Here is a 14,905-nt window from a genome sequence, read left to right as displayed (position 1 = left end):
CATCCCTGGTGCCCCTGGTCGGATCAAATCCCTTACAGCTACCGTTATTTCAATAGGTGCGCGCGGTCGGCAAGCAAGAAATCGAGCGCGCGCACCATCACGCAATTGCGCAATGCTGGCCACAGTTCTCATAGTCACCCGACGATTGCGGACGGTCAGATATCCCGAGTCCGGTTCTGACCCGACGAATCAATCAGAGCGCGGGCCTGGCCAAGGATGAAGAAGGCTAAGCGCTGATTCGCATATACCCTCGCGCGACGTTTACCTGTCTTCTCGCCCGCGAAGACCAGGACACATCCATGTAATGAGCGACGCCTGACGAGAGGTTGACGCCGAAGTCGCGCAGCGGATTTGTCAGCTCAGACGTAGGCCTACAGCTGTCGCAGAGCCATGCCTTGACGGTTGGAGTTAGTACTTGCTATCGTCAAATCACGACATAATGGTTCGGTCGCAGTCAGTACGGCAATCAGGAAGAGGCAAAATGGCTTTGACGGTCGATGTTGACCAGCTTGGCTTTGATCCGGACGAGTTGCGTGCGCGCTATCGCGCCGAGCGTGACAAGCGAATTCGGCCCGAGGGCATCGGGCAATTCGTCGAACCGACGGGTGAGTTCTCGCACTACGTCGACGATCCATATGTCGCTCCGGGTTTCACCCGAGACGCGCTGACCGACGAGGTCGATGCTGTGATTGTGGGCGCTGGCATCGGCGGCCTGCTGGCGGGTGCGAGATTTCGGGAGGCCGGGCTGGACAGGATCCGTGTGATCGACAAGGCCGGCGACTTTGGCGGCACTTGGTACTGGAATCGCTATCCGGGTGCACGCTGCGACACCGAATCCTACATCTATCTGCCTCTGCTGGAGGAGACCGGCTACATCCCCTCAGAGAAGTATGCGACCGGAGAGGAGATCTTGGCCTACCTTCAGTTGGTCGCGCGGCATTACAACCTTTATGAGCATTCGTGCTTCCAGACCGAAGTGTCGGAAATTCGTTGGGTCGAGGCGGACGGACGGTGGCTGGTCACCACCGATCGCGGTGACGCTATTCGTGCCCGTTTCGTCGTGATGTCGGGCGGGCCGCTGAACCGACCGAAACTGCCGGGTGTGCCGGGTATTTCGCAGTACCGAGGCCACACCTTCCATACCAGCCGTTGGGATTACGGCTACACAGGCGGGACAGCAAAGGGCGGTCATCACCGCCTCGGCGACAAGCGGGTCGGAGTCATCGGCACCGGTGCGACGGCGATACAGATCGTGCCGTCCCTCGCCGAGTCCGCACAGCATCTTTACATATTCCAGCGCACCCCCTCGTCAATCAGCGAGCGGAACAATGTGCGCACCGACCCGAACTTTGCGGCCAGTCTGCAGCCGGGGTGGCAGCGCGAGCGCATGGCCAACTTCAATTGCCTCGTGTCTGGTCTGCCGCAGCCGGTCGACCTCGTTGGCGACGGGTGGACGGACATCATGCGCAAGGTCGGTGGGTTCTTCGCCGGTATGCCCGGCGTAGATGTCGATATGGCAGAAGTCGCCGCTGCCGTCGAGCTTGCGGACTTCCAGAAGATGGAGGAGTTGCGGTCGCGCATCGACGAGACCGTAGAGGACTCCTCGACCGCCGAGGCGCTGAAGCCCTACTACCGGATGTTCTGTAAGCGGCCGTGTTTCAGCGACGATTACCTGCCCACGTTCAACCGGCCGAACGTAACTCTTGTCGACACGGATGGGCGCGGTGTCGAACGCTTCACCGAGAACGGTGTCGTTGTCGGCGATAAGGAGTACGCACTCGACTGCGTTATCTTCGCGACCGGATTCGAGGTCGGTACCTCGCCCCTCAAGCGAGCTCGGATGGACGTCGTAGGCCGCGACGGGGTGCGACTTTCGGAGAAGTGGGCGGACGGATTCTCGACCTTCCACGGTTTTCACACCCACGGCTTCCCCAACATGTTCTTCCTCGGGATCACGCAGACCGGGTTGACAATCAACTTTCCGCACATGCTGGACGAGCAAACCAACCACGTTGGCCACATCGTCGCTCACCTTCAGAAAGAGGGGGCGGAGTATGTCGAGACGACTCCCGAAGCCGAGGCCGAATGGGTCGCGACGATCGATCGGCTGCAGGTGCTCAACGAGGACTTTCTGCTCGAATGCACTCCCGGGTACTTCAATCAGGAGGGTTCACCAAGGGGAGGCCATAGCCTGCTGGCGGGCCAGTATGGCGAAGGATCGGTTGCGTTCTTCGCGCTACTGAAGCGATGGCGGGAAGAAGGCGAGTTCGAGGGATTGACGATCCGATGAGTGGGCGGTTAGACGGCAAGGTCGCACTGATCACCGGCGGAGCCCGGGGGATGGGAGCAGCCGAGGCCCGGTTGTTCGTGGAGCACGACGCAAAGGTGGTCCTCGCGGATGTGCTCGATGCCGAAGGCGAGGTGCTCGCCAAGGAACTCGGATCCGCAGCGCGCTACGTCCACCTCGACGTAACCGCCGAAAGTTCCTGGGCGCGTGGAGTACAGGAAGCCGTCAGTGCATTCGGCGGCCTCGATGTGCTTGTCAACAATGCTGGACTGGCGTACTTGGCGCCGATCGTTGACACGACGCCAGAGGAGTACATGCGGATCGTGTCAGTGAACCAAATTGGTGTCTTTCTGGGAATGCGTGCCGGCATCCCGGCGATGACTCGGTCGAGACGTGCGTCGATCATTAACATCTCCTCGGTTGAAGGGCTTGCGGGTTCGCCCGGTGCTGTCGCTTACACGGCGAGCAAGTTCGCCGTGCGGGGGATGACGAAGGTGGCGGCCTTGGAACTGGCAACGCTCGGCATTCGGGTGAACTCGATTCACCCCGGTGGAGTCCTTACGCCGATGGTCGAGCAGATCGGTGGTACACCGATGGTCAAGACGGTTGAACCATTGATCCCAATGCATCGCCTCGCTGAACCCGAGGAGATAGCCCGCCTCGCACTGTTTTTGGCTTCGGACGAAAGTAGCTACTGCACCGGTGCTGAGTTTGTTGCGGACGGCGGCATGACTGCCACCCTTTTCCCTACCGGGCACCAATGAGGAGACAGATATGTCCGAAGCGCAAATATTAGCCCGGCGTTGGCTCGACGCACTGCATGTGCTTGACATCGATGCCGCCGTCGAATTGTTGGCCGACGATGCGGTGCTCGAAATACCGCTCGCGCCGCCTGGTCTCGCTGACCGCTTCGAGGGCAAGGCAGCCATCGCCGCGTTTCTCAGTGCTAGCCAGGTTTTCGCGAAGCTCGATTTTCACGACATCGAGGTCCGTGAGACTACCGATCCGGAGGTCGCTGTCGTCGAGTTTCGCTCGACCGGCACTTTCAAGGAAACCGACCTCGACTATGCGAACCGCTATGTGTTGATCGTCCGTGCCCGAAGCGGCCATATCGTGCTGTACCGGGAATACTTCAACCCATTGGCGCTCGCCGCGGCTTTCGGAAACTGAGGAGGATCAATATGACACGAACACTTGAGAATCGGGTTGCCATCGTGACGGGCGCAGCGTCGGGAATTGGCGCAGCCACCGCATCGCTGCTAGCCGAACGAGGGGCCAAGGTCTGTTGCGCGGACCTGAACGAAGCCGGCGCTAAGGCGACATCCGATGAAATTGCCAGGAATGGTGGTGAGGCTTTTTCAATCGAGGTGGATGTTTCCGCGCCGGAGCAGAACGAGCGGATTGCCGAAGCCACCGTCGAGCGGTACGGAGCCGTGCACATCGCGGTGCTCAATGCGGGAGTGCCGTCTGTAGGCACATTACTCGACATCTCGCCCATCGAGTGGCAACGGACAATTTCGATCAACCTCAGCGGTGCGTTCTACGGGCTGCAGTCCTGCGGTCGCATGATCGCTGCAGCAGGAGGCGGGGCTATAACACTGACATCGTCGGCGATGGGAATTCTCGGAACCCTGACCGGCACCGCCTATGGTGCAAGCAAACACGGCGTTCTAGGACTGATGAAGAGCGCTGCTGTCGACCTCGCTCCGCACGGCATCAGAGTCAACGCGGTATGTCCTGGAACGATCGACACACCGATTCTCGGTCCCCTGCATGATGATCCAGAGATGCTGGCGAAGATCATGGGGCCCACCAGCCCAAGTGGACGAGTGGGATGCGCTAGTGAAATAGCCGAGGTCATTGCATTCCTCGTCAGCGATGCGGCGTCATTCATGACCGCATCGACGGTGTGCATCGACGGTGGGATGACTTCCACGATGGGGCCGTTTGGGACGCCAGGGGAGGGCATCGGCACGTTGATCGGAATCGACTGAACGAACGTGACGCTCGCCAGTGAGTCAACCGACGCTCTTCAAGTATGGGTCGGCGTGCCATTGGAGGGTCGGGACACACGCGAGAGCCACCATTGGCGCGCACCCGGCACGCGGCCTGCATGCGACCGCCTCTGTTCGCGCGCCACGCTTGCATACCAGGTGCCAAACCCACTGTTAGGCAGTGTGATGCGAAGTTTCACTGTGGGCGTGTTGCTCCCGCCGCCTCCTGAACGGCTACTTACATCGATGCCGCGACTATCTGACCTAGAGGAGCAAGATACATGGCTATCGAAGGATCGTGCGACACCAGATTCGACAGAGTCTCAGAAGAGTTCGAGCGCAACTTTACCGAGCGTGACGAACTGGGCGCTTCGCTGTGCGTCATGGTCGACGGTGAAATGGTCGTCGATCTGTGGGGTGGAGTCGCGGATGCCGTTAGCGGCAAACCGTGGGACCGGGACACCGTGCAAGTGATCTGCTCGGCCACCAAGGGTGCTACCGCGCTTTGTGGAAACATGCTTATCGACCGCGGCCAACTCAACCCGGACAAGCCGGTCGCCGACTATTGGCCGGAGTTCGCAAAGAACGGCAAAGACCAGATTCTGGTGCGTCAAATCTTCAGTCACCAGTCGGGCGTATACCACTGGCAAGAGCAACTTCCCGACGGGGCAGTGTGCGAATGGTCACGGGTCGTGCAGGCACTCGAAGACACCGCGCCGTTTTGGGCCCCGGGCACTAGACAGGGTTACCACTGTTTCGCACTGGGATACTTGATCGGCGAACTCGTTCGACGGATCGACGGCCGCTCGGTGGGCACATTCTTCGCCGACGAAGTCGCGCAACCCATGGACCTCGATTTTTGGATCGGGCTGCCATCCGACCTCGAGCCCAGGGTCGCCACCACCGAACTCGTCGATTTGTCCAAACTCTCAGCTCGAGTGGCCCAGCAGGTTGTGAACCGTAAATCCCTTGTCGGACAACTCTTTAGCAACGATGGCGGCTGGATTCGCGGCGTTGACCGGCCGGAATTCCATACCGCCGAACTGCCAGCCGCAGGTGGCGTCACCAACGGTCGCGGCCTTGCCGGCATGTATGCGCCCCTCGCCGGGGATGGCTCCCACGGCGTTCAACTGGTTAGCCCCACATCGCTGGCCCGGATGCGCACCGCTCAATCGGCCAGCGACCTTGACATCGTCGTCGGTGCACGGACCAGCTACACCATGGGTTTCTCGAAGTCGTGGTCCAATCCGTCGCTCGGCGATGGCTACAGCGTGATCATCGGCGAGGACGCCTTTGGCACACCGGGGATGGGCGGTCAGATCGGCTTCGCAGATCCGTCGTGCCGGATGGCTTTTGGTTACACAACGATTCGCCACGGTTTCGGCACCGGGCTCAACGCGCGCAGCCAATCTCTGATCGACGCCACTTATCAGACACTGGGGTCCCCGACGTGTGAACCCGGATTCTGGGTGCGCCCGAGCGCGGCTAAAGCGGGATGAATCGCGCGCGTGCGGTGGCTGTGATCGACCGGGTAGTGCTGCCTGCCGACAATGCAACGGAATGGGTCGACCGGATGCGCGCCGAGTACGCCCCCGGTGCGGCTGAACGTGGCATGCGACTCGCCGACAGTTGGTGGGCCTATGTTGGCCCCGATCACATCGAGGTGACTTTGCGTTGGGAGCTCCCGGACTCGGCCACGTTCTGGGCGATGCGCTTCGCGGCAGCGAGAGATGAATCGGTCGCAGCGTGGTGGGCGGACACGGATGCGTTGGCGGTCGAACGTTATCGGGTTGTGGGGGTGGCGCAGTGAGTCGCTGGATAGTTCAATTGCAAGCCACGAGCGCGGCTGATCTCGACCTTCTGCCCGGTTCGGCAGGCCGCAACCTCAAGGGCAGTCTACGAGCAGGAGACGTGACGTGGGATGTCGCATCCTTGGTTCTTCCTGAGCCCGGTGTTGATGGTGTTGAGACGCTCGAAGCCGTAGCAGTAGCACCGCTGTTCGGTGCGCTTGTCCCGTTCACCGGCGCACGGATCAAGCGCGCATTTCTGTTTCGGGTACACGCCAATACGCCCGACGTGATTACTCAACGGTTTGAAGCTGAACTCGCGGCGATGCCTCGATTGGTCCGCACGATCCATAGTTGGGCGCTCAGCCGCGTCGACCAAAGTGTCTCGCCCTCTTTTTGGACGCACATCTGGGAGCAAGAATTTGCGTCACTCGACGACCTCAATGGTGACTATGCAATGCACCCGTACCACTGGGCCGGAGTCGACCGGTGGTTCGATCCCGAGATGCCCGATGCCATCGTCGATCGCCGCCTAGCGCAATGGCTATACGAAGCACCAGGACCCGTGCTCCGCTAGCGGTTATGTCGAGGCTCAAGTGATGTTGCGCACCTAATGATTCCGCGGATCGATGACAGGAGTAATGATGGTCGAATCGCTTGACGGCAAAGTTGCTTTGATTACCGGGGGAGGCAGCGGGATTGGGCGGGCGTCGGCATGCGCTATGGCGCGAGCCGGGATCCGCGCGGTCGCCGTTCTAGACATCGATAGCGAGTCGAGCCAGGAGACAATGCGTCTTGTCGTCGATGGCGGCGCGCAAGCGCTCCCAATCACATGCGATGTCGGCGATCCAGAGGCCTTGGCTGACGCCTTCGCTGCGGTGGAGCGCGAGTACGGTGGTATTGACCTGGTGCTCAACAACGCCGGACTCGTGGGTGGTCCGCCTACATGGCCCGATACGCCTTTGGCGCGCGCTGAAACCATGATACGGGTGAACCTGGGCGGAGTGGTGTACGGCACCCAACTCGGCGTCGCCGCGATGAGGCGGCGCGGGGGCGGTGCGATCGTGAATACGGCCTCCATCGGCGGATTTATCCCATCGCCGGACGACGCCGTATACGTAGCTACCAAGGCGGGGGTCATTATGCTGTCACGCTCCTGTCGAAGGTTGCACCGCGAGGGAATTCGTGTAAACGCAGTATGCCCGGGCGTTGTTGATACGCCGATGCTCCACGAAACCGGCGAAGAGGGTCCGGCAGCTTGGCTCGGCGCCGGGCTGGCCCGCTTACGATTGCTGACAGCAGATCAAGTTGCCGAAGCCATCCTTCACATTATGACGGATAACGAATACGCCGGACAGGTTGTTACTGTTGACAATCCGGAATCCGAAGACGACCAACGGCCCATCCTCAGTGTCCACAGTTTCACGGATGTTCAACCAACCCTGTTCGGAGGATCCGCGCGATGAGCACTGGCGCCCAGTCGGGAATGTCGCTCGAAGAGGCAATCTACACTACGCGAGCTATGCGTCGGCTACGCGCGGATCGGGTTGATCCGGAACTACTTTCGGAGATTATTGAGGCCGCGACGATGGGTCCGTCGGGCCATTCCAAGCAGAACTGGCGGTTCTACGCCGTCACTGATCGTGACACGATTGCCGCGGTAGGTGGCTTGTGGAGTCAGATCTACGAACGCGTCCGACATCTGAGTGGGGAGCTCCCCGAAATGTTGCTCAAATCTTGCGAATACATGATTGCGCACTTTCGGAACGTGCCAGCGGTCGTATTCGCTGGTGCGACGGACTTCCCCGGCCGCGGCGCCAATCACGTTTCACTGACAACATGGTATGCGAGCATTCTTCCATCTGTTCAGAACCTCATGCTCGCCGCGCGTGCCCGCGGCCTGGGCGCCACACTCACGACCCTTTTGCTGGCCGCGCACGACGACGTGCGAAACGTTGTGGGCATCGGCGAGGACGTGACGCTGGTGGCCTGCATCCCGCTCGGCTACCCAAAAGGCCGCTTCGCGCGGCCGGCCCGTAACCCGGTTGATGCGGTGGCGCGTCTGAACGGTCGTCCGTTGCCACCGCCTGTTACCACATACGATGACGTCCGGTCACATCGTGACCAACCCTAAACCCCCAAAGGAAGTCGTGAATTGGCAGGAGGCCCCGCTGGGCACTTCGCGATCAAAGATATTGTCGCGCAGATTTATTGAGAGCTTCCTACCGCCCAGAACAAGAACGCCAGTAGCCGTTGCCGGCGATCCACTCCAGCCAATACTCGCTGGTTTGTATTTCGGGCGGTGGTTCGTGTGTCGCTCTGCCGGGAGCAGGGACCGGAGGGCTGTCGCTGTCCTCCCGCGCGCTCGTACCGGCAATTCGCGGTTCGTAGGCAACGGCACAGCGGTAGAGGCCCTTACTCCGGACAGCCCGATAATGCATGCGATTCGATCCTGGATACCAACATCGCTTCGCAAGACAACACGCGGAAGGACAGAATTGTGAGCAATCAGAAGCCACGACTTAAGGTCGGTTGGTACGTCGAGACCCTAGCGCCGCTAAAGGCGGTGACTGTTCAAATGCAGCTCGGCCGCGTGCTGGGTGCGGACAGTTTCTGGTTCGGAGATCATGTCGCCCACGCTATCCCGGATTCGCTGTGGGACCCGAGAACAGTACCGATGGCGCGTTTCGTTCCTAGCCTTCACGCGTGGTTCGATCCCACGGTGCTCATCGCACGCCACGGGCGATCGTGGCGCAAGCCGATGGGAGTCAGCGTGACTGATCCGTTCCGCCGGTCGGCCGCAGATCTCGCTCGCGCCTGGTTGAGCTTGCACCACACGTCGGGAGGAAGAGTGATTCTCGGCATCGGGGCCGGGGAAAGGATGAACCTCGACCCTCTGGGCCAGTCATTTACCCGTCCGGTCGCCCGGCTCGAGGACACGGTTAGCGCCATCCGGGCGGCATGGTCATCGGGAGGTGGACAAGTGACGCACAGCGGCCCATTCCACCAGTGGGACAACGCGGCCTTCCTGGGGCCATACCGCGGGTCGACACCGCCGATCTGGGTCGCCGCCGAAGGGCCGAGAGCGTGCGAGGTCGCTGGCCGGTGGGGAGACGGGTGGATAAGTTACACCGGACAGTTCAAATTGTGGCGAGCTGCCGCTGACCGGACTATGGCAGCGGCGGACGCCGCTGGGCGGAATCCGAACGCCATCGACCGTAGTTTGTTTGTGATGACCGTTCTCGGGAAGACGACTGAGGAATTGGATCGCGCGTGCTCATCAGCCTTCGTTCAGATGGTGCCGCTCGCAATGCCGGCCGCGGCGTGGTCAGCCGTGGGCCTTCCTCATCCTCTCGGAGATAGTCAGTCCGGCACCGGCGATCTGGACCCCGCGGTCTTCGAGGGAAGCCAGTGGGCGGAGTTGCGGCGGCAGATCACCCCGAAAATCATCCAAACACTGGTGCCCTGTGGATCGGCGGAAAGCGTTGCGGAACAGTTGGCTGAATTCGTCGATAACGGTGTCTCCCACATGGTTGTCACAAACTTGGCACTGATGGGCGGCGAGGGTTCGGGCGGTACGGGGGCCATCGCCCGATCCCTCGCCGAGCAATACAAGCTCACCAGACTACTCAAGCGCATGGTCCCCAAGACCTCGTGAAAAAGAGGCCTACTCTTCTTGTAACCGAGCTCGGCCGCCCACAAGAAGAGTGGGCCTGACCGTTCATCGACTCTTTCACTGAGCGGCAGCGCAACGATCATGTAACGAGTATTTCGGTCGCGGGGGAGGGTTGCGTCGCGGTGGCCAAGTGAACGTGACCAGACTGCCTCGTGCCATGTGCAGGACCGACTTTGGAATTTGGGGCCACGCTGCACAGCGGGTGAGGTCGTCTCGGTGCAGCAGTGCATACCAAGGTATTTCAGAAGTCGACGTGATCTACCGGATCGCGAAGTCTCCGCCAACAATTGACCCAATGACGGACCCGTCTGCTAGCATAGTTAGTACTTACTATTGGAGAGCCAGTGCACTTGGCACCCGCGCGGTAATGCGGTCAAGTGATTCAGTCGGCATGATCGGGAGGTTGAACGATATGCAACTACGCCCGTTTGGTTGAAACTCAATTGTCTCGGGCGTACGCACCAGGAATGTAAGCAACTTGGTCACGCTGCGATCGCAGGCCACATCGATCATCCACGTCCGACATTGTCCACGGCGACATCGTAAACACGGAGAAGAAATGTCTACGCGCACACAACGAGTACTGCTCTGCTGGGGACTGGTCGGAGCGCTTGTTTGGGTAGCTGACCTGCGGTTCTTGTTTCATATGTTTCCGCCGCCGTCCGCCACGTGGACAGCGACGCAGGTGGCTGACTTCTACGCTGAGCACAGCGTAGAGATAAGAGTTGGGGCCTGCATTTCCTCGTGGGTTGCTGGTTTCTTCGTTCCATTGGCGGTAGTCATTGCGGTTCAAATCTACAGGCACGAGAACGGTAGACCGTTGTGGTCGGTCGTATGCTGCAGCAGCGGAGCGATGACATCAATCTTCGCGGTATTACCGCCGATCTTCTGGGGGGTAGCGGCTTTCACCCCTTCACGCGCACCTGAGATCACATCTGTTATGCACGAGCTGGGCGTTCTCAGCTACATAACAACGGTCCAGTATTTCGCCTTCATGTGGGTTGGGGTGGCGGTAATCTGCCTGACCCCCAACTCGGTGGTGCACTCTCCGTTCCCAAGGTGGTTTGGGTACTTTTCGGCGTGGGTTACTGTGATGATTGAGGTCGCACCCATTGCCTTCTTAACTCGCAGTGGACCCTTCGCCTGGAACGGACTGGTCGTGTTTTGGATGCCTTTTATCCTATTTGGCGCTTGGGCCGCAGCACTGTTCATCCTTCTCTTTCGCGCCATTGCTCAACAGGAACGCGACGAAGCGGTTCATGTCGGGGCGAGTGCCTAAAGATGGCCTTAGTAATCAGGCAGGCCAGATCTGCTCCCATATGGGCGGATACCGCAATCGCTGGATCCATGCGATACGACCGGGTCCGACGGCGCGGGCGCCGCCGCCCACCTCATGTGCCCGGCGAACCAGGCCTGTGGATCCTGCTCTTCGGTGACCTGACCGCGTTCACAATACTTTTCGTGCTGTATCTGCAGGCCCGCGGTCAACACCCCGGGCTGTTCGCTGTATCTCAAGCGACGCTCAACCAGTCCCTTGGCGCCGCGAATACGCTTGTCTTGCTGGCCAGTTCCCTCCTCGTAGCTCTAGCCACCGAAGCGTCGCGCCGCGCCGAGATCCGATATGTCGCCCGTCCTCTTCTGTCCGGAGCAATGGTCTGTGGCGCAATCTTCATAATCATCAAGGCCTACGAATACCACGAAAAGTTGGCGTCCGGAATCACACCCGGCACCAATGACTTCTACATGTACTACTTCGTGCTCACGGGGATACACCTAGGGCATCTCATCCTTGGTCTCGCTGCACTTACCGTTCTCTGGAAGGTGACAGGCTCATCTATGGCGGCTTCGCACCATCGCAGATTGATCGAAGGGGGCGCCTGCTTCTGGCATATGGTGGATCTTCTGTGGATCGTTATATTTCCGTTGCTGTTCCTGGTGCGGTGACAAGATGCGTGCACTGGTCTTGCGGTCCGCAACGCCCGTGTGGCTTGTTCTCACTGGGCTGACCGTACTGTCGTGGGCACTCGGTGGACGTCACGACTTCAGCAGTGGCCATCACACGTTTGCCAGTCTGGCGATCATCGTCGTCACAGTGTTCAAAGTGAGACTGGTAGGTCTCTACTTCATGGAAGTGCGCGATGCCCCGGTATGGCTCCGGCTACAGTTTGAGGGCTTCTGTACCGCGCTGTTCGCAACGCTTGCCTCGGTATATTTCCTCGCTTGATACCGCAGAGGCTGGTGCTCAGGTTCCGACTATCCCGCCGTCGACGACAACATCAGCACCAAGCATGTACGACGAATCAGAACTCGCGAGAAAGAGGACGACAGCGGCGATTTCGTCAGCGGTACAGACGCGCCCAATTGTCAACTGTGACTTCATGTCAGAAACCACCCTTGCCAGGGCCTTTGGGTCACGACTTGACTCTTGCAGCTTCGTCATCATGGGCGTATCGACCGGACCTGGGCTGATCGAGTTGACGCGAATACCTCTCTCTGCCATTTCTGTTGCGAAGGAACGAGCGAGTGAACGGACGGCAGCCTTGGACGCGGCGTAGACGGACATTTCACGCCAGCCCACCCGAGCGTTGATCGATGAGTTCAATATCACGCTAGCGCCCGCTTCGAGGTACGGGACGGCCGCTTGCACTGTGAAGAAGGTGCCTCTTAGATTCACAGCAATCTGTTCGTCGAAATCCGTCTCGGTTACTGCTTCGAGCGGACGCGGCCGTGAGATTCCGGCATTTGCGAAGAGGACGTCGATCCGTCCGAGGTCCCGTCCGATGTCGGCAAACGTAGCTCTCAGAGCCGCGATTGACCGGACGTCGGTGGTCATTGCGCGCGCGTTGGTTCCTAGTCGCTGGCCTGCAGCCCTTACCCGTTCGGCATCTTGGCCAGTGACGACTACGGTCGCCCCTTCATCGATGAACCGGCGTGCGGTTGCGAAGCCGATTCCGGTTGTGCCCCCGGTGATCACCGCGATCTTGTCAACCATTCTGGCCACGATTGGGCTGCCTTTCCTCGACGTAATGCGGGACACCCACGACCAAGAATCCCGACTGGCTCCCTCGTTGATCCACGCGGGGAGTGGTGCGTTCTGCACGAGCGTGTTGCCTTGGTTCCTCCTGGGCTCGGAGCTTGGCATCGCGACGATCATCGAGACATCGGCATGCTCGAGAGCTTGCACAAATCGCGTGTTCCTCTACGCCGAGCTGCACCTAATACGCCTCACAGTCTTACTCGCATCTACGATGCGGCGATGTGCGGACGCAATATAGTGAGTGCTCACATCTATAGGTACCATTTTTATGCCGTCTTGTCCACCTACCGCCAGACGTGTCGGGGCCGGCCGCCACGAACTGCCGATGGCATGCGACCCCCAGACCCGGGTGCATGTCCCGCCGAAAATGCCCCCGGCATGCCGGTGCCCGCCACGTGTTGATATAGTAGTGAGCACTTACACCGCTAGCGGCCGTCTAGGAGAACACGTGGATGTCAACCTCTTCGCTCCAGAAGTCCAGACCGATCTCGCAGCGGTCTACCAGGCTCTTCGCGATGAGGGCCCTATCGTATGGAACGAACTACTTGGAATGTGGATGGCGACCCAGCATGCGGAGAACATACAGGCGCTTAGGGAACCGAAGCTGTTCTCAGCGAGAGCGAATGCCGACATCGGCAGAGCGGCTTCAGCGTTCATCGTCGATGGCATGTCGAGTGCCGACCCGCCTGACCACGCGCGCCTGCGTGCACCGGTGCGAAGCGCATTCACAGTACGCGCGGTAGCTGAACTCGAGGCGCGGGTGATCGAGTTGGTTGACGAGATGCTTAAACCACTCGAGGATGGACAGGAGTTCGACGTCATTGCAGATTTCGCCGCCCCCCTGCCCGGCGCGGTTATCACCGCGATGATGGGCGTGCCGGTGAGCGATAGAGCGATGTTCACAAGTTGGGCGGACGATCTGGTGGCAGGAAACTCGATGGTGGCTAGCCCCGAACAGGCCGATCGGGCAGTTGTCGCAGGGCAAGCCCTGCGAAACTACTTCGCCGATATGATCGAGCTGCGCCGAAAGGCGCCGGCAGACGACCTCATAACTAACTTTATCGAGGCTAATGCGGGAGGCGAACTCAACGAGAGCGAGTTGCTTTCGAACTGCGTCCACTTACTATTCGGCGGCATGGAAACGATGACGAACTACATCGGTAATGCCCTACTCGCACTGTCCGAGGAACCAAAAGAGCGGAAGCGCGTTGTCGACGACCCAGGGCTGATGCCGACGGCTGTGGAGGAGCTATTTCGTCTCGTCGGCCCGCCCCAGGCGATGCTGCGAGCGGTAGTCGATGACACGGAGTTCGGCGGCAGACGGCTTGCTGCCGAGGATCGCATCGTCTTGCTAATTGGATGCGCAAATCGTGATGAGCGCGTATTCAACGATCCCAACCGACTTGAGCTTGGTCGCAGTGTCAACCCGCATCTTGCGTTCGGATCGGGCGTGCACTTCTGCCTGGGAGCGGCCGTCGCTCGCCTTGAGGCACGGCACGCGTTGATGGGCGTCCTTCGCAGGGCGCCGGAATACCGGGTGACAACCACGGAACTTCGGTGGCGGGAAGGCTTCTTCATCCGGGGTCTCGAGGAGCTGTCAATCATCGCCGAATAGTGTCGCTGACCGGACCCCGTGAACTGGTCCACGGCGAACGAGAGTCGTTCATTGGTGGGTACAGGTGGCAGCGTAGCGGGCTGGGGGCTGGTAGCCCAGTGATGAGTGCCGGCGGTGGTGGTTGTAGTCGTGTTTCCAGTCGCTGATGACCACCCGGGCCTGGGCTAGTGACCAGAAGCTGTTGATGTTCAAGCACTCGTCGCGGATGCGGGAGTTGAAGGATTCGACGTAGCCGTTTCGCCACGGCTCGCCGGGTGGGATGAAGTGCAGGCCGACCAGTCCGGCGGCCCAGTCGGCCATTGCGCTGCAGGCTAATTCGGGACCGTTGTCACACCGCAGCACCGTCGGATAAGTACCGCGCTGGCCGGCCAGACGGTCGAGCTCGGCGATCAGGTGCTCGCCGGTGATACTGCGCTCGACCATCCCACCAAGGCATTCGCGGGTGTGTTCGTCGACGATGGAGACGATTTTGATCGGCCGCCCGTCGGTGGTGACGTCGAACTGGAAGT

Annotated in this window: 16 protein-coding genes; 14 read left to right on the top strand and 2 right to left on the bottom strand. The window is 60.1% G+C overall.

Annotated features, from left to right (window positions below):
• The first annotated feature begins 481 nt into the window (after window positions 1-481).
• The 13 genes from BST14_RS17670 (at window position 482) to BST14_RS17615 (ending at window position 11,968) form a co-directional block, all read left to right on the top strand.
• Window positions 482-2,290: a flavin-containing monooxygenase gene (locus tag BST14_RS17670; protein WP_083065688.1), complete on the top strand. Its 1,809-nt coding sequence runs from the start codon at window positions 482-484 to the stop codon at window positions 2,288-2,290.
• A complete protein-coding gene (locus BST14_RS17665; RefSeq protein ID WP_083065687.1) occupies window positions 2,287-3,051 on the top strand; it encodes a glucose 1-dehydrogenase in 765 nt (254 codons plus the stop codon). Before BST14_RS17670 ends, BST14_RS17665 begins: the two co-directional genes overlap by 4 nt.
• A gap of 10 nt (window positions 3,052-3,061) precedes the next feature.
• Complete coding sequence (locus tag BST14_RS17660) at window positions 3,062-3,457, top strand: nuclear transport factor 2 family protein (RefSeq protein WP_083065686.1); 396 nt, start codon at window positions 3,062-3,064, stop codon at window positions 3,455-3,457.
• An 11-nt stretch (window positions 3,458-3,468) separates the two neighbouring features.
• A complete protein-coding gene (locus tag BST14_RS17655; RefSeq protein ID WP_083065685.1) occupies window positions 3,469-4,281 on the top strand; it encodes an SDR family NAD(P)-dependent oxidoreductase in 813 nt (270 codons plus the stop codon).
• 281 nt (window positions 4,282-4,562) lie between these two features.
• Window positions 4,563-5,780, top strand: coding sequence for a serine hydrolase domain-containing protein (locus tag BST14_RS17650; RefSeq protein ID WP_083065684.1), 1,218 nt, complete (start codon window positions 4,563-4,565; stop codon window positions 5,778-5,780).
• A gap of 14 nt (window positions 5,781-5,794) precedes the next feature.
• On the top strand, window positions 5,795-6,091 hold the full coding sequence (locus BST14_RS30095) for a hypothetical protein (protein WP_158085885.1): 297 nt from the start codon (window positions 5,795-5,797) through the stop codon (window positions 6,089-6,091).
• Complete coding sequence (locus BST14_RS17645) at window positions 6,088-6,645, top strand: Dabb family protein (RefSeq protein ID WP_245845479.1); 558 nt, start codon at window positions 6,088-6,090, stop codon at window positions 6,643-6,645. The genes BST14_RS30095 and BST14_RS17645 overlap by 4 nt, the downstream gene beginning before the upstream one ends.
• A gap of 67 nt (window positions 6,646-6,712) precedes the next feature.
• A complete protein-coding gene (locus tag BST14_RS17640) occupies window positions 6,713-7,534 on the top strand; it encodes an SDR family NAD(P)-dependent oxidoreductase (RefSeq protein WP_158085884.1) in 822 nt (273 codons plus the stop codon).
• Window positions 7,531-8,202 carry a nitroreductase family protein gene (locus BST14_RS17635; RefSeq protein ID WP_083065681.1) on the top strand — a complete coding sequence of 224 codons (672 nt, stop codon included), beginning with the start codon at window positions 7,531-7,533 and terminating at the stop codon, window positions 8,200-8,202. The genes BST14_RS17640 and BST14_RS17635 overlap by 4 nt, the downstream gene beginning before the upstream one ends.
• A 366-nt stretch (window positions 8,203-8,568) precedes the next feature.
• Window positions 8,569-9,726: an LLM class flavin-dependent oxidoreductase gene (locus tag BST14_RS17630; protein ID WP_083065680.1), complete on the top strand. Its 1,158-nt coding sequence runs from the start codon at window positions 8,569-8,571 to the stop codon at window positions 9,724-9,726.
• A gap of 871 nt (window positions 9,727-10,597) precedes the next feature.
• Complete coding sequence (locus tag BST14_RS31070; protein WP_245845476.1) at window positions 10,598-11,023, top strand: hypothetical protein; 426 nt, start codon at window positions 10,598-10,600, stop codon at window positions 11,021-11,023.
• A 182-nt stretch (window positions 11,024-11,205) separates the two neighbouring features.
• Complete coding sequence (locus tag BST14_RS17620; RefSeq protein WP_245845474.1) at window positions 11,206-11,688, top strand: cytochrome c oxidase subunit 3; 483 nt, start codon at window positions 11,206-11,208, stop codon at window positions 11,686-11,688.
• A gap of 4 nt (window positions 11,689-11,692) precedes the next feature.
• Entirely contained in the window at window positions 11,693-11,968 is a 276-nt protein-coding gene (locus BST14_RS17615; protein WP_083065677.1) for a cytochrome C oxidase subunit IV family protein, read from the top strand.
• A gap of 18 nt (window positions 11,969-11,986) precedes the next feature.
• On the opposite strand, the gene BST14_RS17610 is transcribed toward BST14_RS17615, so the two are convergent.
• The gene (locus BST14_RS17610) at window positions 11,987-12,736 is read right to left on the bottom strand and encodes an SDR family oxidoreductase (RefSeq protein WP_211280747.1); all 750 of its coding nucleotides are present in this window, start codon (window positions 12,734-12,736) and stop codon (window positions 11,987-11,989) included.
• Between the two features lie 493 nt (window positions 12,737-13,229).
• Here BST14_RS17610 and BST14_RS17605 point away from each other — a divergent pair, with 493 nt between their 5' ends.
• Window positions 13,230-14,396, top strand: a complete 1,167-nt coding sequence (locus BST14_RS17605) for a cytochrome P450 (RefSeq protein WP_158085883.1) — start codon at window positions 13,230-13,232, stop codon at window positions 14,394-14,396.
• Window positions 14,397-14,444: 48 nt separating this feature from the next.
• On the opposite strand, the gene BST14_RS17600 is transcribed toward BST14_RS17605, so the two are convergent.
• The coding region (locus BST14_RS17600; protein ID WP_142279452.1) for an integrase core domain-containing protein at window positions 14,445-14,905 on the bottom strand (461 nt) is incomplete at its 5' end.

The organism is Mycobacterium arosiense ATCC BAA-1401 = DSM 45069 (assembly GCF_002086125.1).
GTDB classification, from domain to species: Bacteria; Actinomycetota; Actinomycetes; order Mycobacteriales; family Mycobacteriaceae; genus Mycobacterium; species Mycobacterium arosiense.
The sequence above is the reverse complement of the archived record's forward strand: the minus strand, read 5'-3'. Positions and strand labels throughout refer to the sequence as shown.

What these genes read in the sequence shown, in the direction of transcription:
- BST14_RS17650 (WP_083065684.1), top strand. Translation starts at nt 4,563, where the DNA reads ATGGCTATCGAAGGATCGTGCGACACCAGATTCGACAGAGTCTCAGAA.
- BST14_RS17665 (WP_083065687.1), top strand. Translation starts at nt 2,287, where the DNA reads ATGAGTGGGCGGTTAGACGGCAAGGTCGCACTGATCACCGGCGGAGCC.
- BST14_RS17640 (WP_158085884.1), top strand. Translation starts at nt 6,713, where the DNA reads ATGGTCGAATCGCTTGACGGCAAAGTTGCTTTGATTACCGGGGGAGGC.
- BST14_RS31070 (WP_245845476.1), top strand. Translation starts at nt 10,598, where the DNA reads ATGACATCAATCTTCGCGGTATTACCGCCGATCTTCTGGGGGGTAGCG.
- BST14_RS17655 (WP_083065685.1), top strand. Translation starts at nt 3,469, where the DNA reads ATGACACGAACACTTGAGAATCGGGTTGCCATCGTGACGGGCGCAGCG.
- BST14_RS17670 (WP_083065688.1), top strand. Translation starts at nt 482, where the DNA reads ATGGCTTTGACGGTCGATGTTGACCAGCTTGGCTTTGATCCGGACGAG.
- BST14_RS17615 (WP_083065677.1), top strand. Translation starts at nt 11,693, where the DNA reads ATGCGTGCACTGGTCTTGCGGTCCGCAACGCCCGTGTGGCTTGTTCTC.
- BST14_RS17610 (WP_211280747.1), bottom strand. Translation starts at nt 12,736, where the DNA reads ATGGTTGACAAGATCGCGGTGATCACCGGGGGCACAACCGGAATCGGC.
- BST14_RS17660 (WP_083065686.1), top strand. Translation starts at nt 3,062, where the DNA reads ATGTCCGAAGCGCAAATATTAGCCCGGCGTTGGCTCGACGCACTGCAT.
- BST14_RS17635 (WP_083065681.1), top strand. Translation starts at nt 7,531, where the DNA reads ATGAGCACTGGCGCCCAGTCGGGAATGTCGCTCGAAGAGGCAATCTAC.